The sequence below is a fragment of the Heliomicrobium undosum genome, from assembly GCF_009877425.1.
GTDB lineage: Bacteria > Bacillota > Desulfitobacteriia > Heliobacteriales > Heliobacteriaceae > Heliomicrobium > Heliomicrobium undosum.
On record NZ_WXEY01000005.1, the window covers coordinates 149,178 to 172,082 of the forward strand.

General features: G+C 52.8%; 21 protein-coding genes. 3 read left to right on the top strand and 18 right to left on the bottom strand.

Going from position 1 to position 22,905, the window contains the following annotated elements:
* Positions 1–43: 43 nt before the first annotated feature.
* From GTO91_RS18605 to fabZ, 3 genes are all read right to left on the bottom strand, one after another.
* On the bottom strand, positions 44–763 hold the full coding sequence (locus GTO91_RS18605; protein WP_161257018.1) for an SH3 domain-containing protein: 720 nt from the start codon (positions 761–763) through the stop codon (positions 44–46).
* Positions 764–850: 87 nt separating this feature from the next.
* Positions 851–1,933 (bottom strand): MraY family glycosyltransferase, encoded by a 1,083-nt coding sequence (locus GTO91_RS07185; RefSeq protein WP_161257219.1) that lies wholly within the window; start codon positions 1,931–1,933, stop codon positions 851–853.
* Between the two features lie 151 nt (positions 1,934–2,084).
* A complete protein-coding gene (gene fabZ / locus GTO91_RS07190; protein ID WP_328793745.1) occupies positions 2,085–2,513 on the bottom strand; it encodes a 3-hydroxyacyl-ACP dehydratase FabZ in 429 nt (142 codons plus the stop codon).
* A gap of 179 nt (positions 2,514–2,692) precedes the next feature.
* Between fabZ and GTO91_RS07195 the strand changes: the two genes are divergently transcribed.
* Positions 2,693–3,187 carry a DUF4330 domain-containing protein gene (locus GTO91_RS07195; protein WP_161257024.1) on the top strand — a complete coding sequence of 165 codons (495 nt, stop codon included), beginning with the start codon at positions 2,693–2,695 and terminating at the stop codon, positions 3,185–3,187.
* Between the two features lie 20 nt (positions 3,188–3,207).
* Here the strand turns inward: GTO91_RS07195 and GTO91_RS18610 are convergent, their stop codons facing one another.
* A complete protein-coding gene (locus GTO91_RS18610) occupies positions 3,208–4,362 on the bottom strand; it encodes a glycosyltransferase (RefSeq protein ID WP_161257027.1) in 1,155 nt (384 codons plus the stop codon).
* A 35-nt stretch (positions 4,363–4,397) separates the two neighbouring features.
* On the opposite strand from GTO91_RS18610, the gene GTO91_RS07205 reads away from it, so the two are divergent.
* Both GTO91_RS07205 and GTO91_RS07210 read left to right on the top strand, forming a co-directional pair.
* Complete coding sequence (locus GTO91_RS07205; protein ID WP_161257030.1) at positions 4,398–6,368, top strand: O-antigen ligase family protein; 1,971 nt, start codon at positions 4,398–4,400, stop codon at positions 6,366–6,368.
* A 75-nt stretch (positions 6,369–6,443) separates the two neighbouring features.
* Positions 6,444–6,821, top strand: coding sequence for an EamA family transporter (locus GTO91_RS07210; protein ID WP_161257032.1), 378 nt, complete (start codon positions 6,444–6,446; stop codon positions 6,819–6,821).
* Positions 6,822–6,911: 90 nt separating this feature from the next.
* On the opposite strand, the gene GTO91_RS07215 is transcribed toward GTO91_RS07210, so the two are convergent.
* From GTO91_RS07215 to GTO91_RS07280, 14 genes are all read right to left on the bottom strand, one after another.
* Positions 6,912–8,057, bottom strand: coding sequence for a glycosyltransferase (locus GTO91_RS07215; RefSeq protein WP_161257035.1), 1,146 nt, complete (start codon positions 8,055–8,057; stop codon positions 6,912–6,914).
* Between the two features lie 150 nt (positions 8,058–8,207).
* Positions 8,208–8,594 carry a DUF2304 domain-containing protein gene (locus GTO91_RS07220; RefSeq protein ID WP_161257038.1) on the bottom strand — a complete coding sequence of 129 codons (387 nt, stop codon included), beginning with the start codon at positions 8,592–8,594 and terminating at the stop codon, positions 8,208–8,210.
* Complete coding sequence (locus GTO91_RS07225; protein ID WP_235919268.1) at positions 8,591–9,352, bottom strand: glycosyltransferase family 2 protein; 762 nt, start codon at positions 9,350–9,352, stop codon at positions 8,591–8,593. Before GTO91_RS07225 ends, GTO91_RS07220 begins: the two co-directional genes overlap by 4 nt.
* Positions 9,353–9,456: 104 nt before the next feature.
* On the bottom strand, positions 9,457–10,713 hold the full coding sequence (locus GTO91_RS07230; protein WP_161257041.1) for a glycosyltransferase family 4 protein: 1,257 nt from the start codon (positions 10,711–10,713) through the stop codon (positions 9,457–9,459).
* Positions 10,706–11,941: a glycosyltransferase family 4 protein gene (locus GTO91_RS07235; protein ID WP_161257044.1), complete on the bottom strand. Its 1,236-nt coding sequence runs from the start codon at positions 11,939–11,941 to the stop codon at positions 10,706–10,708. The genes GTO91_RS07230 and GTO91_RS07235 overlap by 8 nt, the downstream gene beginning before the upstream one ends.
* On the bottom strand, positions 11,938–13,878 hold the full coding sequence (gene asnB, locus GTO91_RS07240; protein ID WP_161257049.1) for an asparagine synthase (glutamine-hydrolyzing): 1,941 nt from the start codon (positions 13,876–13,878) through the stop codon (positions 11,938–11,940). The genes GTO91_RS07235 and asnB overlap by 4 nt, the downstream gene beginning before the upstream one ends.
* Before the next feature lie 18 nt (positions 13,879–13,896).
* Positions 13,897–15,096, bottom strand: a complete 1,200-nt coding sequence (lhgO, locus tag GTO91_RS07245; protein ID WP_161257052.1) for an L-2-hydroxyglutarate oxidase — start codon at positions 15,094–15,096, stop codon at positions 13,897–13,899.
* 23 nt (positions 15,097–15,119) lie between these two features.
* The gene (locus GTO91_RS07250) at positions 15,120–16,238 is read right to left on the bottom strand and encodes a glycosyltransferase (protein WP_161257054.1); all 1,119 of its coding nucleotides are present in this window, start codon (positions 16,236–16,238) and stop codon (positions 15,120–15,122) included.
* A 3-nt stretch (positions 16,239–16,241) separates the two neighbouring features.
* Complete coding sequence (locus GTO91_RS07255; protein ID WP_161257057.1) at positions 16,242–17,129, bottom strand: NAD-dependent epimerase/dehydratase family protein; 888 nt, start codon at positions 17,127–17,129, stop codon at positions 16,242–16,244.
* Between the two features lie 15 nt (positions 17,130–17,144).
* Positions 17,145–18,434 carry a glycosyltransferase family protein gene (locus GTO91_RS07260; protein WP_161257060.1) on the bottom strand — a complete coding sequence of 430 codons (1,290 nt, stop codon included), beginning with the start codon at positions 18,432–18,434 and terminating at the stop codon, positions 17,145–17,147.
* A 22-nt stretch (positions 18,435–18,456) separates the two neighbouring features.
* On the bottom strand, positions 18,457–19,572 hold the full coding sequence (locus GTO91_RS18370; protein ID WP_161257062.1) for a class I SAM-dependent methyltransferase: 1,116 nt from the start codon (positions 19,570–19,572) through the stop codon (positions 18,457–18,459).
* Positions 19,569–20,282 (bottom strand): polysaccharide deacetylase WbmS family protein, encoded by a 714-nt coding sequence (locus GTO91_RS07270; RefSeq protein WP_161257066.1) that lies wholly within the window; start codon positions 20,280–20,282, stop codon positions 19,569–19,571. Before GTO91_RS07270 ends, GTO91_RS18370 begins: the two co-directional genes overlap by 4 nt.
* Positions 20,279–21,220 (bottom strand): methionyl-tRNA formyltransferase, encoded by a 942-nt coding sequence (locus GTO91_RS07275; protein WP_161257069.1) that lies wholly within the window; start codon positions 21,218–21,220, stop codon positions 20,279–20,281. The genes GTO91_RS07270 and GTO91_RS07275 overlap by 4 nt, the downstream gene beginning before the upstream one ends.
* A complete protein-coding gene (locus GTO91_RS07280) occupies positions 21,213–22,874 on the bottom strand; it encodes a glycosyltransferase family protein (protein WP_161257072.1) in 1,662 nt (553 codons plus the stop codon). Before GTO91_RS07280 ends, GTO91_RS07275 begins: the two co-directional genes overlap by 8 nt.
* Between the last annotated feature and the right edge of the window lie 31 nt (positions 22,875–22,905).

Here is a 22,905-nt window from a genome sequence, read left to right on the forward strand (position 1 = left end):
CCTTTCGGTGAAAAATACTGCGACAACATGCGCTATTTTTTCGTCAGCGGCTGGTTGAGACCAGGTCCTGACGGATAAAACCCTCACGACCGTCGGGCATTTTTACTTTATACCATTTCTCCGCTTCTGAAACCCCGTCGATTGACGCCAGGATGGTGACCCGAGCGCCGCTCGGGAGGATGGTGATTACGGTGTAATCTGTCCCCGGCCCAAAGCGAACATTGACACCAGTGGGAGAAGCGATAGCGCCTTCCCGCAACCCTGGATTGGATGCCTTCGCAGGCGCGCCCGCTGTCTCCGTATTCACCGGCGCGCCGTTCGAAACGCTTTGGCTGTCGCCGACCAAGGGAGTGGCGGCAGAGACGCCATCCACATCGTTGGCATTCCAGGGGGTGTTTTGAAATCCTTGAGGCATCGGCGGAAGTTCCACCTTTTGTCCCGATTTCTCCAGCGCTTTCTGAAGCGCCTCGACCCGTTGATTCAGCGCAACGATCTGATTATGCAGATCAGCCCTGTTTCCCCAGAGGAGCTTCTCCAAGTAGCTTTTTGAAACAAGCGGATCGTCGGCTGTCCCAGGCGAAGCGGCGCCGGCCAAAACGACCTGGCCAAGGACGAATCCCGATAATAGGAGGGCAAGCCCTCCACCTGCGATTCGAACCCGAAAACGGGAGCGGGGTTTCCTTGCCGGTTGGCTAAAAAGAACCATCCGTTCCTCCTGGGTTACACCCGAATGTCCCGTCTTCGGAAGCCCTTTTTCATCCACCATATGTACCCCCTATCCGGTGCGGGAATAAGAAGAGCCACTGGCTTCCACCAATGGCCTGTCAACCTTGGCCCAACCAAACTTCGATCAGTTCGACTCATCCTCTATGTCGATCCCGATGCGACTTGCGGCAATCTCCGGCGCGCTCGAAGAGCGGCCTAGGATACCGACCCGATCCGCAGCCACCAGGATCAAGCTGGCGAGCAGGATGAGGATAAAGACACTCTGCGCCGTCGATACGGTGGTGAGAAAAACAGCGGTGGCGCCTAAAACCGTATTGATGCCGTAAATGATCATCACCGTCTGGGGATGGCTGAATCCCAACGCCAGCAACCGGTGATGGAGGTGATCCTTGTCCGCCTGAAAGATAGGTTGTCCCTTTTGAACGCGGCGGAAAATGGCAAATCCCGTATCCAGGATGGGGATGCCCACGATGAGAATGGGGATAAATACGGAAATGACGGTGGCTACCTTGGCCAATCCCATGATCGACAGGCAAGCAAGGGTAAAACCTAAAAACATAGCCCCCGTATCGCCCATAAAAATCCTGGCGGGATGAAAATTATGCTTGAGAAAGCCCGCGGACGAAGCGGCCAGCACCAGCGCCAGAGATGCGACAAGGATCTGGCCCTGCGTCCAGGCGACAATCGCCATCGTCACCGATGCGATCGCGGCGATACCGGCGGCCAGCCCGTCGAGACCGTCAATCAGGTTCACCGCATTCGTAACGCCGATGATCCAAAGCACGGTGATCGGTCCGCGCAACCAACCGAGTTCCACCACGTCGGGACCCACAAAGGGGTTGGTCACAAAGTCGACAGACAAGCCAAAGGGCAGAATGGCCAGGGCGGCGACAACTTGACCGAGCAGTTTCACCTTCGCCGGCAGATCGCGGGTATCATCCAGGATACCCACAAGGACGATGATGGCGCCGCCGACGAGCATGCCGATGATCTCAGAACGCTGATAATCACTGTCCGTGACGCCTAAGGCCACTACCGTCAGCATGAATCCGCCGAAGATCGCCAAACCGCCGAGACGGGGCATGAGCTGCTGGTGCACCTTGCGCCCGCCGGGAGCATCCACGGCGCCGATGAGAAACGCCAGCCGACGCGCCAAAGGCGTCAGTAAAAGGGCAAGCAGGAAGGCAGCGCAGACTGCCAGTGCCATCGACACCCGGGTCGCCTCCTTATGCGGTATGAATCGATGATTATTAAATTTTTCCTCTGTTTGTTGGACATTTCAATTTCTATTTTACTCCAACGGGAATGGGAATACAATGGGCATGCGCGGGGGCATCCGTCACTTAACAACGGCTTAACTATCGCTCAATGGCGAAAGTCATCTCGGCTTCACAGGCCAATTGGTCATCCACATAGGCCCGCCCCATCGCTTTGCCGATCGTTTTGCGCAGCGCCGTCATCTCCGCTTCCAACCGCAACGTATCGCCGGGCACGACGGGGCGGCGGAATCGGACGCCGTCAATCTTGGCGAACAAAGCTATCTTGCCGGCGTATTCCGGCATCTTCAGCAGGGCAACGGCGCCCGTCTGGGCCAAGGCCTCGACGATTAGAACACCGGGCATCACCGGGTGACCGGGGAAATGGCCTTGAAAAAAGGGTTCGTTCATCGTCACGTTCTTCAAGCCCACGGCCCACTTGCCCACCTCTAGCTCAATGATCCGGTCAACCAAGAGAAAGGGGGGTCTATGGGGTAGAATCCCCTGAATGTCCTCTACCGATAAATTCACTTTTTCCCTCATTGCCTCAAATCTTCCTCTCAGCAAGTTATTCCATGGCGATCCCCGTTATGTTCTCTTCACGAAAGAGGATCGGTGCGCCTGGTGTCGAAAGAGTGTATGTTTTCCTGTGAGTATACCACAAAACTACAGGAGACACCCAAAAACGTTGGAGGAGGCTTATTTCCCTGATGAAACTAGTCAACGAAAAAGGGCGGCTCTTTGGAATCATTAATCCTCTCGACCTTCTGATCCTGCTGGCTGTAGTCGCCCTCGTGGCAGGTCTGGCGACAAAGACGAAGACCATCGTGCAAACGACCGAAACCGCCGTCCAATTCGAGGTTGTCATCAAAAAGGTGCTGCCCGAGGTGGCTGCCGGTCTCGATCCGAAGGAATCGCTCGTGGGCGGCGGGACCTTTTTTGAACAAAGAGATGTCCGGGTCGAATCGATTCAGGTCGTGCCGTCCCGTCAATCACAAACCAACGCGCAAGGCCAGCTTACCGTTACCGATGATCCCTACATGAAGGACGTGCATCTGGTCGTCCGCGGCGTGTCCCGCTCAGCCACGGCCGATCTGCGTGTAGGCAACCAGGAGATCAAGGCGGGCAAGGAATATTACTACAAGACGCAAAAGACGCAACTGCTCGGCACCGTAACAAAGGTGACCGTACTGGACAAACAGTAAACAGTAAGCGATTCGCCGGGTTATCCCGAACATTTCCTAATTATTTCCAGCATAGCCATCAGCCGGGCGTCCCAGGAATGCCGCCGGGCCAGGTCCATCCGCTCTGCCTGCTTTTCCGGACTGTCTCCGGCGAGGGCTGCCTCAATGCAACCTACGAAGGAATCGGCTGGTCCGCACACCGTCACCGCCGGGGAAAAGGGGAGCACCTCCGGCAATGCCGTCGAGACGACGGGCTTGCCGGCAGCCAAGTACTCGTACACCTTGACAGGATTGACGCTGATTGTCAGCTCATTCAACCGGAAGGGCGACAGGCAGACATCGAAGCGCCGCACATAGTCGGGCAGTACGGAATAAGGCTTTCGCCCGAGAAAAAATACATTGGGGAGTTCTTTTAAGGTGGATACATCAGTCTCCACAGGGCCGATGAGCGCAAGCGCCCAATCCCCGTGCGCCCTTGCCGCCTCCGCCAGCTTGTCTGTATCGATCCAGTCTCCGATGCCGCCGATAAATCCGATTACATGCCGGTAGCCGGATGGCAGATCGGCCGGATCCTTCTCCCTCATTTGAGGCTCTGCGGCTTGACGGAAGTGCTCCACATCGGCCGCGTTGGCAATGAGGGTCACGTCGGAACGGACGAGCCGCATCTTTTCCTGCAAGGCGCCGGCCGACGCGAAAACAGCGTCGCAGCGGCGAGCGAGGTCCTTTTCCATATCGACCATGACGACCGGATCGATGAGGCCCGTAAAGGCGGCATGATCGTCTACGCAATCATAGATCCGGTAATCCCAATCGACGCCGGCGGAAAGAAGGTCGCATGAACCGGGCAGATAGGTCCACAGTACGGGCCGCTCCCAACCTAACTGCCGCAGACCCCGGCGCAGGGCTCCGCCGAGCCGGCGCTGATTGATCTTGTTGATGGTCCGCCGCATCCCATGAAAGGGAAGAAAAATCGGCGGTTCCAGCCGCCAGATCCGGCCCGGCTCGACCGCCTTCAGGCGCCCAGCGCTTTCCCAGCGTGTGTTCAGCAATTCCCTGTTCTTCAACGGCGCCAGATAGGTGATAGGGGGATCGACATAAAGGATACGGTGCCCCCGGTTGGCCAACCGCACCATTATTTGCTGTGCTCTTGCCCAGATGCCGTGCCATTCAGCGGCGCCAATACAGACAATGTCCACTCCGGTCATCCTTTGCTTCAATTATGATTGGGTAGGTGAATTCCCTGAATACCATTCAAACGGTTCAACGGATAATTGTCAACAGTCTCGCCGGCCGGATGGCCCTCTTTCTCTTCGGCTGGCTGCAGCGGTTGGAACCCCTCTGGCTCTCTAGCCGTTTTCATGCGTTGCTGGAAGGGGCGATTAGTGCCGCCGGAAAAGGCCTACTTGCCCGTTTTTTCAGCGGCGATCCAGCAGCAAGGCTCGATTCACGCCTCGTTTCTTCCCGGTTATTCTTGTTCTTGTCAAGGCCGGTTTACAAAGTATCGGCGCTTCGCCTTGCTTTCGTCGACCGTATCGAGTCCGTCGCCAACGGAAGTATCCTCGTCGACATCCTCCGTCACCTGGCCTGTCCAGAGGGGTGGCAACTGGATGGGCTAAGCCGGGCCGGCCTGGCCTTCCTTGGCGGCCTCTTCTTTGCCTACGCCGCACTCGGCGCGCTTACCCTGAAATCCGGCCTCACCCTGACCTTGCTTATCCTGTTGCTCATGCTCTGGTCCCGCTCCACCGCCACCGTCCGAGAGATCTGGGCAGAGTCCCTCCCGGGACGCCTCTTTCATTCCCTGCTGCCGGAAGAACTCGTCCAACGAGATGACCAGCGCCCTGTAGCGCCGCCGTTGATCGGCCTCAGCGCCCTGATCATGTACCTGATGCTCCTAATCTTGGGCGCTGGGCTCGCCTTCTTATCCATTAAGCTCCAAAACCCTCTCGTCCTGGCGTTGCCGGCGGTCCTGGTGGCGCCAACGCTGATCGTTCTGCGTCCCGAGTTTGGACTGTACGGACTTATCGGCTATGCTGTCATCGACTGGGTCATGCGCCTAAAGCCAACGCCGATCACCAACATCTGGGACGACCTCCTGCTGGCTTTGCTCGCCGCCGCCCTGATCGGCCACTGGCTGGTCAAGCGAGATTTTCGCTGGCGCATCCATCCCACTTTTTTCGCCCTGACCGCCTTCATCTCCCTCATGCTTTTCCTCTTTCTCATTGACGCTGCCTATCCGCGGATCATCATTCCCATTGACGGGCTCCGTGTCATCGTCCAACACATGCTGTGGTTCTATATCGCCGTTCAACTCGTCCGCAGTCCCAGGCAAGCTGCCCTGCTCCTGATCCTCTTCACACTGGTCGGTACGGCCATCGCCGCTGTCGGTGTCTATCAATTCATCGCCAAAGTTCCCATGCCGGAGCACTGGGTTGACCAGGCCGAGTTGGGTAGCATTGCCACCCGCGCCTTTTCCATTGTCGGCAGCCCGAACATCCTCGGCAGTATCCTTGTATTGACGACACCGATCGCACTGGGGCTGGCCTATCGCGGCAACGCCTGGCAGCGCATCTTTTATCTGGCCTGCGCCGGCATGATGGGCGCCTCCATGCTGTTTAGCTTTTCCCGCGGCGCCTGGCTCGCCCTCGCGGCGGTGATCATCCTATTCGGCGTCCTCCAGGATCGCCGTCTAATCGCCCTGTTGATCATCGGCGTCATCCTGCTTCCCATCGCCTCCCCTTCGGTCGCCGACCGGATCAGCTACCTGCTCAGCCCCGAATACCTCCACAAATCCGCCCAGGACGGTCGCCTCGAGCGGTGGGATTTGGCGTTGGAGAAAGTGGAACAGAGCCCCCTGATTGGTGTCGGCTTGGGCCGCTACGGCGGCGCGGCGGCGGAGCACAATAAGGACTTGCTTCCCCACAGAACGCTCTACACAGATAACTACTACATGAAAACAGCCGCCGAAACAGGGTTGCTGGGCCTCTTTGCCTTCATCGCTTTGATGGTCGCTGCGCTCCGCACGGCCATCGGGGCAGCTGTCCATGCTCCGTCATCTCGTCGGGCCCTGGCTACTGGCGTCGCTTGCGGGCTCTTTGGCGTGGTGCTCCATAACGCCGTGGAGAACGTCTTTGAAGTCCCGCTGATGGTTGCCTCCTTTTGGCTGTGCGCCTCACTTCTATGGGGTTGCCAAGAAGCAACCTAAGCCGGATACACAAAGAAGCCACTCCTGTGACCGAGTGACTTCTTTGCCAGAATAAGCGTTCCGTGGAGGTGTCATATGCCGAAACCCTTGCTAGCTTGGGACGTCATGCTTCTAATCATGATCAACATAGCGCTTCTCTTGACCGGTCAAACCCTCTGGAAAATCGGACTACAAAAAATCGGCGGATTCAGCCTCGCCAATCTATCCGCTATTGCCCTCTCCCCCTGGATTATAGCCGGTCTTGTCCTCTATGTTATAGCCACCGGCGTATGGTTCTCCATCCTCTCCCGGATGGACTTTAGCCTTGCCTACCCGCTGCAAAGTCTCGCCTTTGTCTTCGGCGTCTTGCTTGGTTGGCTGGTTTTTCAAGAAACCATCCCCTGGACCCGCTGGTTTGGCGTCGCTGTCATTGTCTTCGGGGTCTACCTCGTAGCGCTGCCGGTGAGGCAGTAACAACTAGTAGGTACAGCAAATTCTCATAGGGACAGCATCAGAAATGGCCGGAGGGATATCCCCCGGCCTTTCCCAATTTGGTAGACAATTTCACCCTGAAACCCCTAAACGGCCCAGCAACAATTCACGGTAGAGATTCTGTGTTCTCTCTGCCATCCGTTTCGCTGTAAAACGCTCCTCTATGGTCTTGCGCGCCGCCTCGCCAAACCTCCTGGACTCTTCCCGGTTTTCGATCAGCCGGAGCAATGCGGCGGCCAGGGCAAGGGCGTCTCCAGGAGGAATGACAAGACCGTTCTTTTCGTCTGCTACGATTTCCGGATTGCCTCCAACAGCGGTCGCCACGGCTGGGCATTCACAAAGCATGCTTTCCATCAGTGTCAAGCTAAGCCCCTCGGATAGAGACGGCAAGGCCAGCACATCGATGGCGCGATAGATATCAGCGATATCCTCGCGAAAACCGGTCAATAAAAAAAAGGGTTCCAATCCCTCTTCCCGGATAACGGTTTCAATCATTTCCCGATTAAATCCGTCACCCACCAGCAGGAACCGGACATTGCTATTAATTTTTAGAATTTCTTTGGCGGCTTCGATGAGATATTTGTGCCCTTTAACGGGATGAAAGCGGCCGACCATCCCTACCAGGGGCGCATCGTTTGCGATCCCAAACTCCGCTCGCAAATCCGATTTCCTTTTAGCATCCACAAACTTTCCGTCATCGACACCGTTGTGGATCACGGTGACTTTGTCTGGCGCTATCCCCTGTTCACAAAGCTTTTTCTTTAGGAAGTTGGCCACAACGATATGTCGTTCCGTCAAGGCGGCTGTCAATTTTTCGGACCAATAGTTGATCCAGCGAGACAGCTTGTCCGGATAATCATTCTCCAATACGCTATGAACCGTCGTAACAGTGCAGCGAACACCGGCGATTTTGGCAGCCAGGCGTCCGACTAAGTTGGCTCTCACCCCGTGCGTATGAACGATCGACGGTTGAATCTGACGAGTCAACTGGAGCACCTTCCAGAAGCCGACGATATCCACTTTGCTGCGCATCGTTACTGCCGTCGCCTGAACTCCTTGCTTCAACGCGCGCTGCAGCAGCGGCGCCGGAAAAAGGCAACAGAGATGCAACTCCACTTCTTGCGGTGAAAAATGTCTGGCTAAGTCCAGGATATGGATCTCGGCGCCGCCTATTTCTCCGCCGCCTATGATGTGTAAAACCCGGATCGGCCTGGACATGGACTCTCCCCCATCGCCAGAAGTCACTATTCATTATAGCGGGGTAACGAACGTAAGACAAGCACACCCAGAATGCGTCTGACAATGAACAGGAAATGCCTTTGCTGTTGCCAGTTTCACGATTGGCGATGCCGATCGTCTACGACTCCCTCAATCCTCATCGCCACGTCGCGTCGCCGCTTCAGGGCGCCCGCCTTGCAAGAGGCGCACCTCCGCATCAAGCAGCGCAACCATCTGAGCCAGTTCCTTATTCGACTCCTTCAATTGGGAGATATGGCTGGCTTGTCTATACAAAATAACCAGAATGAAGAGAATGCCAAGGAAGAAGAGCAACGCCGGCTGATAGACAACCCCTAGGTATGCCGCCGCAATATCGACCAGTTCCGGCCAGATGGCCAAAAAAAGTATGGCCAGCGTCCCAGCCATCCAGTACATGGACTCTTTTTCACTGAGACGGTTGTTCTTCACTTTATGGATCACATAGACAGCAAAGGTAAAGGCGATAATGCGGACAAACCAGATCAGTTTCCAACTCACCGGGAATAGCTCCCTTCCGTATTGACGGCCAGGACCTTCCGGTAGGCTCGTCCTTTAATGATAGCGATAAAAATGCTGTACATCATCGTGGCCAAATACTTGACTACCTTGAAGCCCTTATGCATGCTCTCACCATGGACGCGCTCGCGGATCGAAGCCGGACGCTCAGTCACCCGGAAGCCCGCCAAGATCATCAACACGAGCACATTGGCGTCAGGAAAATCGACAGGGAACTGGTTGGGCCGCGCATAGAACTGGAAGACCCGCCGGTTTAAAAACTGCAAGCCTGACGTGGGATCGGCCACATCCTGCCGCGTCAGCATCTTGATGAGGAGCGAAAAAATCTTGATGCCAAGACCGCGCATCCAGTTGGTGTGCTTCTTATTGTCCACAAAACGGGAACCGATGACAATGTCCGCGCCGCTAGCTTTCATCGCCCGCGCCATGTCGATGATGTTAGCCGGATCGTGCTGACCGTCGCCATCAAACTGAATGACATAATCATAGCCGTAGCGAGCGGCATACTTAAAACCCGTCTGCAAAGCCGCCCCATAGCGCAGATTGAAAGGATGGCGGAGCACCGTCGCCCCATGCCGCGCGGCGATCTCCGCCGTCCCATCGCGGGAACCGTCGTCGATGACTACCACGTCGACCCAAGGGACGACGACTTTCAACTCCTCAAGAACACCGCCGATATTTTCCGCCTCATTATAGGCCGGGATGATGACCAGATATTTGCCGGTCAAGCGATCGTTCAACCTTTTTTCCCCCGATCACTATCTCAAAATGACGCTATTGCCAACAAATCGAAGGTTCTCTAAAACAACGCGGCATGCCACTTCCAGATGCTTCAATACACTACTCACAAGGGTAATAACGAATGCAGCATTTCAACCAATTTTTTTACCGCCCTTTCACGGGAATAACTGTTCGACACCTTGTTTGCCCTTTCCGGCAACGACGTAAACAACTCCCTTTCCTTCCACAGCCCCTCGATCGCTTTTGCCAGTGCCTCGGGATCATCAGGCGGCACGGCCAAACCGAGCGATTCTGACTCAATGAGATTCGCTGTGTATCCGGGAACTGCGGCAACAATCGGTTTGCCGAAATAAAGGTAATCAAACAACTTGTTGGGCAACGCAGTCGCAAAGGTGGGGATGTTGCGGAGCGTAAGCAGATAAGCGTCTGCGACAGCCAGGTATTTCCCCAACTCAGAGCGTTCCACCGGACCGGTGAACAGGATGTTTGTCAATCCGCTTTGTTGCGCTTTCGCCATCAAGTGCGCCCTTTCCTGGCCTTCGCCCACCAGGACGAACCGGACCGGGCAACCCTTCGCTTGCACGAGGCGCGCCGCTTCGACGACAACATCCAATGCATTCGCTGGACCATGAGCGCCGGAGTACATGATCACAAAGCTTTCGCCGACGTCCAAATGCCCCCGTAATTCCTCCACCTCTACCTTCCCAAAGACCCTGAAGGTCGATTGGGAAACACCGTTAGGGATCATGACGAGCTTGTCGGCCCAGGGCCCCTTGTCTTTGATCCGCTCGGCGATTCCCGGCGTAAGGGCGATGATGCTGTCCGCCTGCCGGTAGAGCCACGCTTCCGCGCGATATAAAAGGTTTACCAACCACCTGGGGGTATTCGGCGCCATATCGACCAGGGTATCCGGCCAAAGGTCGCGGACCTCGAAAACAAACCTTGCCCGGCGGACCCGTGCCACCATTGCACTTGCCATAGCCCCCGGCAAGTGTGGAGAAGAGCCGATGACGATATCCGGTTTTTCCGTCGAAAAAAGCCCACGGACAAGGAAATGAATTGAAAAGACTAGCATATTGAGCAAACGGCTGAGGCCGTTTTGGGAGTAACGGGGCGTCCACAACCAGTGCCACCGGCAATCATCGGCGCCCTCGCTGTGCTGTGAAAACACCCTCTCACAGCCGGGTCGATGAAACTGTTTGATCACATGGATAAAAGACATGGCCCAGACGGTCACATGCCAACCATTTCGAGACAGTTCTTCAGCAAATTCATAATGCCGTCCGCTGGCCGGGTATTCAGGCGTCACCGCATAGGGATTGATCATCCAGACTCGCGGCAGATCGCTTTTCCTACTCATGCTTTGCTTCCTTCGCTTTTTCCCTGGTCGGGGAGCATCCCAGACGGTCATAAATTTCTATCAGCCGGTGGGACACCTTACCCCAGTTGCCCTGGTGATAAATCCATTCGACGGCGTTCGCTCTCATCGATATGAGTTGACCGCGGTCTTCGCAAAGGCTTTTGAGCGCCTCCGCCAGACTGTCGGGCGAACCCGCCCGGTACAACAGTCCAAAAGCCGCCTGGCTGTGTATCCGGCGGATCTCCGGCAGATCGCTGCTCACGACCGCCAGGCCGGCAGCCATATACTCAAAGAGCTTATTGGGAAGTGCCAATTCGCTGTTCCGACAATTGGGCAAGTAGGGGACAATGCCTACGTCAAAATGCCGTGCTTCTCTTACCAGTTCCTTCATTTTTATCGCAGGCAGCATATGCACTCGGGGCAAGGCGTTACGCTCGATAAACGCTTTCATAGATTGTTCCAGCGGTCCGTAACCGCGGAAATAAAAATCTATCTCCATTCCCCGCAATCGCTCGGCAGCCTCCAAAACGACTTCCAAACCCCTGCCGGGCAGATAACCGCCGTGATACAAGACCCGCAAGGGGTTTCCGGTCGTTTTCTCAGGCCCCGGCGTTCCCGTTGGCCGGACCTCCCGCTCCAAGGGGACGTAGTTTTCCAGGACATGGCATTCAGGGAGGTGCGGGTATCTTCGCCTCAGTTCTTTCCGGATCCCTTCATTGACCGTGATCACTGACGAGACAGAGCGCAGCAGCAGCCTCTCCAACTGTCCTTGTATTTTTTTAAACCAATCGGGCCAGGCCGGATTCTGTTCCACCCACAACTCATGGCTGTCATAGACCACATGTGCGCACCGTCGGAACTGCTTCAGCACCCAGGCAGCCGGCAACGTATTTAAGTCATGGGCGTGAAGCACCCTCGCGCCGTTCCGGGCAGCGATCTGGATCATTCTGAAATTGGCAAATAGGACATGAACCCCTTTGACCAGAAGCTCAATTTTTTTTCCCCGTGACCTCGCCAACCAGGCGGACAGCCACGGCGGCGACTGGGTCAATGCCATCTGCCATTCTTTCCGGTCAGTCGTTTCCCCGTTGACCGCTCGCTCAGGCTGAATCCCAATGACCAAAACAGAATAACCGGCGGAGGCCAGTGATGTCGCTTCTTTGGTTACCCTAGGGTCATGGATGATTCCGTTGGCAACCAACATAATCGCGTCATACCGGCCGTTCATGTCCGCTTCACTCCAAAGTTGGGTTGGATTCGCTCCAACCATCTGGGGTCCTTGTCGATGAACAATTTAAACCATAATTCCACGTTGCAGAGCGACCACAGCGCCCAAGCGTGATCGTGGCTTGTCTCCAAACTGCGGGATATGGCTGCTGCATCGAACAACCCTCGTTGCCTCGCCGCCGGATCCAGCAGGATATCCTGCAGCAACTGCCGCGCCCCCGCTTTGAACCACAGGTTGATCGGAGTGGGGAAGCCCTTCTTGTCTTTGCGCCGGCGCACCTCTTCCGGGATAATGCCCGCGATTGCCTGCTTGAAGACGCTTTTCGGCTCCAAACCGAACACCTTCAGTTCCGGCGGGATCGTCGACGCATACTCGACGATCCTGTAGTCCAGTAGCGGCACACGCGACTCTAGCGATACGGCCATGCTCGTCCGGTCTTCCACCTGGAGAAGGCCCGGCAGGTAGCACTTCAGATCATGGTATAACATTTTATCGAACAGTTGATCTGTCGGCGCCTGGCGCAGAAAACGAAGAAAACCCTCTCGCAGTTCCCCATCCAGCATCTGTTCTTTCAATCGGGCGCCCAGCAGGGGGCTATCTCCCGAAAGGGATGAGGTGTATCTTTCCCACAGAGACTCAAAATCCCCCGCTCGCGCCTGCATCCGGCGCCCGACTTTCGTTAAGGTCGCCAGTAGACCATGCTGCCGAAGCGAGGCTTGGAGCACATTCCACCGGGTGCGCCATTTTCGTGTGATACCGGCAGAGGATGGGCTCGCGCCGATTCCTGAGCCGCAGTCATAGAGAGTCAAGAAATAGCGAGGATATCCACCGAAAACTTCATCCCCGCCCTGTCCCCCCAGCACCACTTTGACATGCTCTGCGGCCAGGCAACTCACGACCTGCTGCGGGAAGATTCCCGGTCCGACGGCTGGCTCGTCCATATACCAGACTAGGCTGGGCAACATGCGAAGGAAGTCCTCCATCGTCGGCGCCGTCTCCAAATATTCTGTTCCGGCATAGCGTGACACAGTTTTCGCGTACTCTGTCTCGTCGTAAAATTTGTCCTCCCTAAATTTGCCAGAAAATGTTTTTATTCTGCCAGGGTAATGGCGGGAGGCGAGGCAGACGACGGTGCTCGAATCCAGTCCGCCGCTCAGATGACAGCCCAGAGGAACGTCGGCGCGCAAATGGATGGTCACGGCGTCTTCGATCAGCGCCCGCAGCTCCGCAACAGTATCTTCCGCTGAACGAGAACGGTCATAGTGAAAGGACACGTCCCAATACCGCCCAACGTTTATCCCCTGCCGCCCGTAACGCAACCAGCATCCCGGTTCCAGTTTGTATACGCCCTGAAAGAATGTTTCGTCCGTAGGGTTGTACATATAGCGGAGATAGTAACCGATGCTTTTTAGATTCGCATCGGCGGTAAAGCCTGGCAGTTGGAGCAGCGCCTTAATCTCCGACGCAAAGGCAAGACCCTGGTCGTTGCTGTGATAATACAACGGCTTAATTCCAAGTCGATCACGGGCGATAAAGACCTCTTCCTTCAGCGTATCGACAATCGCGAAGGCAAACATGCCGTTGAGCCGCTGCAGGCATTCTACGCCCCAGGCGATATAGGAAAAAAGCAATACCTCCGTATCACTCCGGGTTCGAAAATGGAATCCTTCCCTAATCAAGCATTCTCTCAACTCAACGTAATTATAGATCTCGCCGTTGAACACAAGGGCATAGCGACCTTGCGGATCGACCATGGGCTGATGACCATGCTCCAGGTCGATAATGCTCAATCTACGGAATCCCAATGCTGCCGGCCCTTTTATCCAAAAGCCTTCGTCGTCAGGACCCCGGTGAGCGATGGCGTCAATCATTCGCTTAAGCGGCTGACGCAGATCACCCTTATTTGTTTTTGTAAAAAGGCCTGCAAAACCGCACATCTGACCTGTCCTTCACTTTCAGTTGTTCAAGGTCTCCATCTGGTCCACCACGTGCCTGGCGAAAGGAAAAGCGCAGGTAAAGGCAGGTGAAACTGCGTTGAGGACATGGAGCGAGCGGTTGTCGCCTTCGATGACAAAATCTTGGACCAACTCCAAGGTCTCCCGGTTCAACAACTGCGCCCGGATACCTGGTCGCATAAAGTTACCAAACCCTTGCGCGTCCACGTTCTTTACCATTTTTAAAGAGGCTTGAATGAGGCGGCTTTTGTCATACTTGCGCATCTCTTCAAAGGCAAGCTTTCTGAAATTGAAGGAATTGGTAAAGAACAGCTTGGCCTCGTAAATCAGAATGCTGATCATCTCATCCAGACGGAAGTTTTCCAGGCCTTTGTAGTTTTCTCTCCAGAACGAAGGAATGGCTGTGGGGCCGATTTTGATGCTACCATCCACTGTTTTGGTGAAATGAACGCCGAGAAAAGGATTCGCCAGGTTGGGAACCGGATATATGTTTGTAACCACATCGGTTTTGTTTTTGGCGTACTTCAGGTAAATCCCCTTGAAAGGGATAATCGTGTACTTCTTGCCGAAGCCCAGGCCATGGGCAATCCGGTCAGCGTAGAGACCGGCGGCGTTGATCAGGTAACGGCAACCGATGGGACCGCTGTCGCAGTGAACAACGCCTCCGTTAAAGCGCTCGTACTTGGTGCTGTAGCGCATGTCGATGCCCATGCCGGCATTGTCCGCTTTGATCGCCTGGCAGACTTCGATAGGATCGACAGATGCCGTGGACGGGGAGTAGAGCGCCTTTTGATAGGTCCTTACGTTAGGATCGAGGCGCTGAACCTCCTCCTCCTCCATCCAAAGGAGTTCGACGCCGTTTCGTTCAGCCCGCCGCTTCAACTCTTCAAGGCCTTTTAATTCCTCTTCATCGGTGGCTACGACGATCTTCCCACAGCGATTGATCTGAATTCCTTTTTTCTCGCAGTAGTCCCGCATGGCGCGGTTGCCGTCGCGGGTAAATCTGGCCTTCAGACTGTCCGCCGTATAGTAAAAACCCGCGTGCAACACGCCGCTGTTTCGACCGCTGGAGTGATAGGCCACATCAGGTTCCTTCTCGATCATACAGACGGAACATTCTTTCCATCGGGACTTCAATTCCCGCGCTATTGTTAACCCGATAATGCCGGCGCCAACAACAACATAATCATACCGCTTCATTCCATCGCCTCATCGTCTGAATCTCACCCTGGAATATCGAAGTTCGCCCAGAAGGACCCTGATGGATTCTGATAGAGTTGAATCATGGCCCGGGCAATGGCCTCGGGGTTGTGCCACCGATGGGCGAAACGCTTTGACCGGCGCCCCAATTCGCGCAGTCGTTCCCTGTCCTCAACAAGGGCAACAAGCACATCTGTGATCGTATCGGGATTCGCATTGATCACCGGGAGCTCTTCCCGCATCTTTTCCGGAATAAAAGGCAGGTCACTCTCTCGGATATACGCCACAACGGGAATCCCCATTTGCATCACTTCCACCGATAGGCCGCCGTACCAGCCGCACAACAGTTGATCTACGACGAGATCCGCTTTTTCGTACACCTGGAGCGCCTCGCGGTGGGACATGTTTTCTACGATAATGCATTCTACAGGGTAGTGCTTTTGTAATGTGGCAAAGGCCTCTAATACATACTTTGTTCCCTTCACATGCCGATCGGTAGGCGCATGGACGATGACCATGGGAGCGTCGTCCCTCTTTTCCCGTTTGCTTCGTCCCCTTTGCTGGCAAAGGCAATAGGGCAAGAATTCGGCGCCGGGAACATGGCGCAACTGGTCGGGGTTCAAGCAAAACACATGGGCGCAGTGTTTTAGGATCAGTGAAATATTCTTTTGTTTTATTCGATCCAGTCTTTCATCACACTGCGGATTTTGGCAATGCTGACGATCACAAGCAGAAATCGGGTTGCTTGACAGGGTTGCCATGCGCAGGCGGGCATCACAACCCTGGAAGGTCATGACACATTTTTTCCCAAGACGGTTCAACAAGGGCAGGTCCAGGTAGTCAAGGGGGGTGTTTCGGGTCGTCGGGGGAAAAAAGGTCTTGCCAAAATAGAAATGGAATAGGTCAAAACGGTGAAGGGCCTTGCTCGCGTAGACCGCCATCGCCAGACGGCGGTGGATTCCCGAGGCCGGGGATGTGCCAAAGGAATAGCTCTCGTCCACTTCCTGCGCGTAAATTGTAGGAAAAAAGTCGACGACGCGGCTCTCCACGAGTCCCGGCGCGACTTTCCTTTCCATCTGCCCTAAAGACCAGGCATGATTCCCGATGTTGATTGGCCCGTGGAGCACCTTCAGCTTCTTCACCGCTTATTCTCCGAAGAGGGTCCTGCGCATGCCCTCAACAAAAGGGGTGAAGGGTACGTCCACCAACGAACGCAATAAGGTCGTGTCCGCGACCAAGTCCCCTTTGCGTTTCCCCTGGGCAATGCGGAGCAGAGGCTCGACGCCAAGCAGACAGCCTGCCTCTTTCGCGATCCTGCCGATGCTGATCACCTCGGGACCAGCCAGGTTGATCGGCCCTTGGACTTGTATCTCCCGGGACAGCAGCGCGCCGATGATCGCTGTCAGGTCGTCGACATAACAGGGCGTAAGACGCAGTCCCCCCGTATCGGCCTCCCCTTCGCCGGGCTCCAAGGTAATCGGTTCACTGCATCTCACGCGCTCGATTAACCTGGGGATTAACATATTCTCCTGCCCCGGCCCATACACTCCGAAAATGCGCATCGATATGACATTGAGGTATGGCGCAAACAATACCAGGGCCTTTTCGCCCATTTGTTTGCTCAGGCCGTAAAAATCATCGTCACGCAGCGGCGAATCCTCGCGCAACGGTAGAAAAGACGGGGTGTAGACGTTGCCTGTGGACGCGTAGAGAAATGTCTTGGCGCCCGACCGTCGCGCCGCCTCAGCCAAACGGACAACCCCCAGCGTATTTACAGCAAACAGATCCGGCGCCATATCCGGCATCTGGCGGTAATGGGAAGACTGGGCCAGATAGACCACCGCATCGACAGGAGGGAGCACAAGTTCGCCATTGGAAGCAAGGTCACAGTACAGTCCCTTGCAACCTGCGCTCTCTATCCGGGTCATATGGCGCTCTAAGCCGACTCCGATAACATCATGCCCCGCTTCAGTAAGGGCGCCGCAGAGATGAGTCCCTACGTAGCCCCCGGCTCCGGTGACAAGGATTTTCATAACATGCGCCTCCTGTTAGTCGTCCTTGCTTAAGTATTTCACGGGTTGAATCGCTGATCTCGATTTGTCATAATATGTCATAAGATCAATATCCTTATCATACCACACCTTTTCAATAACCTCGTTCCACATTTTTATATTTGAACCAAAGGAATGATGTTTTTCTACATAGGCCCGTCCTTGGCGACCCAGTTCTTCTCTCAATCCCGGGCTGATCACTAATTCGCGAAGCTTTTCTTTGAACGTGTAATAGTTAACACTGACTATGGGGCACTCGTCTAAATAAGAATGTTTACGAAACAACTGGTGAATCACATCGATCTCAATGTTAGACAGGACCGGCAATCCCAAGGCCATGCCTTCCACTGCGCTTAGAGCATATCCAACGACAAACTGTTCGGCCAGAATATCGCATTGTTCCAGCAACAGTCTTACTTCTTTATTTGGCCTGTTCTCTATCAACATGAGACGCACATTGAGCCCCTCGCTCACCAGTTCCTTGCACGCCTGAATAAGGATCTCCGTTCCTTTAAATCCCTTATGATTCGGCGTGTGGGCGACGATCACTTCCCCGTTCACGCCATCAGCCTGATTCTTTTTTCGATTGCTGCTCCATTTATCCGTATCAATGGGGTAATACAGGACCGGGAGCATATCCCACCTCGGGAGGCATTCTACATGGACCATGCATCCCATAACAAAATCTGCGTTTCTACAAAAGTAATCAATTTGCCTGGAAATTTTGTGCTCCATCTTAGCTAGGTTAGGGTAACACCTCAATAAGGCATGCCTGAGTTCCAAGTTGCGAATTCGAGAATACACAAAGGAATCACTGCCGTAAGGCATGACGATCGATTTCTTACGGGCGATGCGTAAGAATTGAAGTTCCAGACAGCGATAGGGGGTTCGGGTCAAGAAACCGCCATCAAAAAAGTAAAAGAAAATATCATACTTTAACAAAGCGTAAAGAAAGACAAAGTAGTCACCCAGCAGACGTTTCCATATCCGTCGGGCAGATTGCGGCAGTATTTTAGGTGTAAAATCATCAAGATGCAAATCAAAATCTTCTACACTATTAATTTTATATACATCATAGACAATCGTATCACTCTGATACTCCGCATTTCGCATCGCTTGTGACATATATTTTATCGATATAATTGGAGTCGGACCCCAAACGAGCCGGGGCTTTCGCGGGGTCCCTCCAATACAATTCACTATTCGCAATAGGCATGCTAATAAAAAAGTCAAAGCGATTAACAAAAACCCAACAGACAGGTGAAACGCTAAAAGCAATTGTCCCATCAACATTATCCCCAATTACGCATTATCTTGGCTTTTTTAAAAGCACAGAGATGCCATTAGGATTAGCGTCATTAAATTTATACTCCTTACAACCTAGCTCCTCTAACCAACCTGCAATCTCCTGTTCGGTATGTTTCCATGCAAAGTGTGGATGATACCAGTCATAATTAACCATGTTGTTCGTCTCATAATCAAATGCTTCGTTCCAAAAACACTTCGCTATACTATAATAAAAAAGCCGTTGAACATCGTGTGTTCCCGCAGGGATGCCAAGTATGTCTATCGGCTTGTCCAAGGTGATCTTTGCGTTTAAGCGAGATAGCTCTCTACCCAAGTCGGTCAAGGGCTCACAGGCTTTATAGCACTCTTCCGTCGTTAACTTCACAAACTGCTCTCGAATATAAGCGTCGCAGAATTCCCTTACCGGCCCCATTTTTTTATACACATAAAAGAAAAAGCTGCCGCCTGGGGCGAGTTTGCCATATAGACGCTCAACGCCGCGCTTGGTGGAAGGCGTGTGGTGCAGGACACCGTCAGCAATGATAAAAGTGAAGTACTCATCAGGAAAAGGGAGTTCCATTAAATCTGCTTGCACGACGAAAACATTATCCAGGTCCCTTGTATTTTCATAGGTTGTTATGGCCGCTTCACTGAGGTCAGCCGCCATCACCGTCCCACCCGTTTGCTCGGCCATAAACCGGGTGTTAAAACCGGACCCGGGTCCGACCTCTAAAATGCGCTCCTGAGACACGTAAAAATCTTTAAGTTGATCAACAGAGTCCAATCCCAGTTTTTTAACATACCATCCTAACAGAAATTCACGATGTTTCTCCTCAAAGCCGTAATTTTTAAACCTTGTCCACTTGTCTGAAAAAGTGCCTCTCGTGGCCTTCACCTCTTCGTCATGAATTGAGGTGAGCCTGCCATCTTGGGAGGCGATGACATCCTTTGTAATTTCGTCCTCTTTATAAAATCCGGAGAGAAACCGGGGGACCCCCCCCACTACGGGATAGCAGTAACCGTCAGGAGCTTCCAGCAACCCCTGTTCAACCTTATCGTTGGCTTCTCCGTCCGAGTATAGTTTCAGCTTTTCTCCATTTCGGGGATCGTTCAAGTGAATGTGCATGTTGCGCTTCACTCAACATCTACTCCTTCAAATAATTTTACTGTATCGTCCACTGTGTAGGAAAGCACATCGTATTTTTTCATCTCGCCAATGAGTTCCTCAAAAAAGGATCTCGTCCCGTACCCCGAATAGGCAATCGGGCCGGCTTGACCCAGTTTGTTTCTATTTTCTTGGTAATATGCCCGGTCCGGTGTATTCAACATTAAGTGAATAGGGTGAAAGTCAAAGACATACACGCCGTCGCCATGAACGGCCGTATCGATAATTTTACGCTGAAAAGGGGTATGCTTACTATTTTTCCAGTTCTCAGCCAGCGTAAAATCCATATTATCCATGTAAAAAATGGGCGCTTCCCAGATTCCCCAAGGGTGCCGGTAGGGTTTAGGATTAGCCAGATTGGGGAGGGTGACCTGACTTATATAGGTATACCCCGCGTTGCGCAAGTGAACCCCAAGCAGTTGACTATAGGCGCAGGAATGCGGTCTTATCCCGTCAGAACTATAGGGAAGGGCAGCTTTCAGCTTTGTAATTTCATCTAACCAATCGGCGCCCCAATCCAGCCTAGGATGAATCGCAATCTCTACGTCTTCGATTCTTTTCTCCAAGTACTCGTAGGGCTGTGTGCAATAAAACGTAGCTTTTCCCGGAATCATGTCAATGGGGTTTAATTGTTCTAGGTGTTCATTGGATATCCAATCTGTGTCAAAAGTAATGCAGATCATCGGCGCGCACCCGGAGATATCAGCATTTCACCGCAAGCAAGCATGGATTGAACCTGGCACCCCTCTAACAGCGTATCACGGAATCTGACTCCGGCTACACGCACCGCGTTTCTGGCACAGGCCACCGTCATTGCAGCGCCGTCGACGCTAAGAATCTTGCCCGGTTGATCCCAAACACCCTCCACCGGTTCTGACGAGCCTAACAGCTCAATTTCCCCGATTCGACTGACCGTCCTTGCTGCCGGGTACGATCCATTTGTTAATGCGTTAATGTGACATGCCACCATTTCCGCATCGTCATCCCAATTCACCCAACGGTCATTGGGATAAACAAAGGTATAATAAGAAGCTTCCGTATCTTTCTGCGCTCTCCGAGGCAACTCGGCCTTTGTTTTAATCAGAGGCCACCAGTCCTTGAACAGCGCCACAGCCCTGTCAACGCAACATCCATAAGCCTCCGCGGCAGTTGCGTGCGCTGGGAGCAAAATTGGAACTTGCTCGACAATGTCACCCGTATCAATTCCTGGCGAGATAAAATGCAGGGTTACCCCAACCGTCTTCTCGCCATTTGCGATAGCATTCACTAATGGCATGCAACCGCGATATTTGGGCAGTAAGGAAAAGTGAAAGTTTAAGCAGGCTGAACCGGCGGACATGATTGCCTCTTTCTTAAGGATTTTTGCATAGGAGCAAGACAACATAATGTCCGGTTTCCATCGCCTTAGTGTCTCAATCGCCTCGGGGTTATTGATCGTGTTCGGCTGGATAAAGGGAATATGATGTTCCAGGACAAAATTTTTCAGTGAGAGGCTGTTGCCGTCCACACCAGAATCGTTCGGGTTTAAAACAGCCAGGAGGTTGGCTTCAGGATCTTGCAGGCAATGGTTGATGACTTCCACCGCCAACCGGTTATTCCCCAATAGTGCTACGTTAATCATATGAACATCCCCTTGTAGCAAGTAGTGAGGCGATCTGTGCGATATGTTCGTCCTTCACCATCTCATAACCGTAATTCTCTTTGACCCATTGAATCGCTTGAGCGTGGTAACTGTTTAGATCCATCTTCATTGCTTCGATTAATCTCTCATACACTGTCTGAACAGTGTTGGCCCATAGCACGGGCGGCATTTCTGTAAAAGCCCATTCATACCAGTTCGCATTGAAATCCATGATGAGCGGTTTCCCGCAGGCTAACGCTGAAGGCGCGATTCCTCCAAAATATCCGTAATACTGGTCGATCACGCAATCGGCAGCATTTATCCAATCAATCAGTTCACGAATCTTTAGTGGTTCCAATTCGATAATGTTTTTTTTGATTTTGAGCTCGTCAATCAGGGATTTTGACTTATCGACATCTTGTCCCCAAAAAGGGATGGCCAAATAGGCGTCGGGGTAATCCTGCAAGTATTGATGAAAGGCGTGAAAGGTTATGTCATTGCCCTTGATCTCCCAATTTTGTCGCGCCGGCGCGAAAATTAGTCTGCTCTTTTCAGAAATACCATACCTGCTTCTCACAGGCGATGGCGCCCTTTCGTACTTTTGATCAATCACATGGGGCACAAAAGAATATTTCTTTATGCATAAGTCGTCAACCCGCTTTATGCAATCAGGGTTTGTAATAAACACATGATCGGCTTTGGCGTAAGCCAGCGCAGTCAATCGAGATACAACATTGTCATCGAAGGGGATGTCCCGGATGGTCCCATGCTCATAGGCGATATACGGTTTAAACCGCATCAAGAGTGGATAAATCGGATCTGTCGAGTAGGCTTCGACCAAATCATAGTGCTGAAATAAATAAAGGAATTTATTAACGGGAGAATAAAACTGTTCCAGTTCCTCGACATTCAACTTATCCGGTCTGTCCGGAAAATGCTCGTTGAATTCTCGCACCAATGATTCACAGTGGGCGATATAATCGTCCCACGATACCATCGATAAAGAACGGCGCCTTTCTCTTGTCCCGCGACCTTGTGAGCGAGTCGCCATTTTTTTAAACCGTTTAAGCACTTTCAATGAGAATATGACGATGGAATTCATACACCGGGCTGTAATAAAAAGCAACAAGAGAATCTGCCAAAACGACGTAAATAGAAAGAATACAATAATTTCACTTAATAAACTAAAGTATTCTTTTCTGGAAATAAATTTTTTAAGTGATTCAATAAAGTGTTTTTTACCGGAGCTAAATGAGCCGTATTTTTTCCGCCATCTAATAAATCGTCTAGACTCTGCTAACACCTTCCACCAAAACCCGGCGCGAATAGTATGGTTACGGTTTTTGGAGTCCAAGTACTTAATGCAAAAATTCAATGGACCTTGAACAAACCACTTGGGTCGCTGAAATCCATTCAAGTCGACTGCTTCCCAATTCGGAAAGAAATCATCTCCGTAATCGCCTCTGAAGTCTGCGTCTTCCCATTCAGGGCATCCCATAACATGGTAGTAATCATAGCACAATACATCACAATCTATGCCGTTTCCGTTGATTAACTTCGCGTTATTGTAGGAATTATTGGCGATATTGCCTATATGCAAAACTTTGGGATTACGTCCATGGACTTCTCGAAAGCGCTCCAATAGTTGGCTCATTCCTATAGTCCTTCTTTCAATTCGAGGGACA

Excerpts from the sequence above, each read along its gene's own strand:
- GTO91_RS07185 (WP_161257219.1), bottom strand. The coding sequence starts at position 1,933 with ATGGCACTGGCAGTCTGCGCTGCCTTCCTGCTTGCCCTTTTACTGACG.
- GTO91_RS07195 (WP_161257024.1), top strand. The coding sequence starts at position 2,693 with ATGAAACTAGTCAACGAAAAAGGGCGGCTCTTTGGAATCATTAATCCT.
- GTO91_RS07210 (WP_161257032.1), top strand. The coding sequence starts at position 6,444 with ATGCCGAAACCCTTGCTAGCTTGGGACGTCATGCTTCTAATCATGATC.
- GTO91_RS07215 (WP_161257035.1), bottom strand. The coding sequence starts at position 8,057 with ATGTCCAGGCCGATCCGGGTTTTACACATCATAGGCGGCGGAGAAATA.
- GTO91_RS07230 (WP_161257041.1), bottom strand. The coding sequence starts at position 10,713 with ATGAGTAGGAAAAGCGATCTGCCGCGAGTCTGGATGATCAATCCCTAT.
- GTO91_RS07235 (WP_161257044.1), bottom strand. The coding sequence starts at position 11,941 with ATGAACGGCCGGTATGACGCGATTATGTTGGTTGCCAACGGAATCATC.
- asnB (WP_161257049.1), bottom strand. The coding sequence starts at position 13,878 with ATGTGCGGTTTTGCAGGCCTTTTTACAAAAACAAATAAGGGTGATCTG.
- lhgO (WP_161257052.1), bottom strand. The coding sequence starts at position 15,096 with ATGAAGCGGTATGATTATGTTGTTGTTGGCGCCGGCATTATCGGGTTA.
- GTO91_RS07255 (WP_161257057.1), bottom strand. The coding sequence starts at position 17,129 with ATGAAAATCCTTGTCACCGGAGCCGGGGGCTACGTAGGGACTCATCTC.
- GTO91_RS07260 (WP_161257060.1), bottom strand. The coding sequence starts at position 18,434 with ATGGGACAATTGCTTTTAGCGTTTCACCTGTCTGTTGGGTTTTTGTTA.
- GTO91_RS07270 (WP_161257066.1), bottom strand. The coding sequence starts at position 20,282 with ATGATCTGCATTACTTTTGACACAGATTGGATATCCAATGAACACCTA.
- GTO91_RS07275 (WP_161257069.1), bottom strand. The coding sequence starts at position 21,220 with ATGATTAACGTAGCACTATTGGGGAATAACCGGTTGGCGGTGGAAGTC.
- GTO91_RS07280 (WP_161257072.1), bottom strand. The coding sequence starts at position 22,874 with ATGAGCCAACTATTGGAGCGCTTTCGAGAAGTCCATGGACGTAATCCC.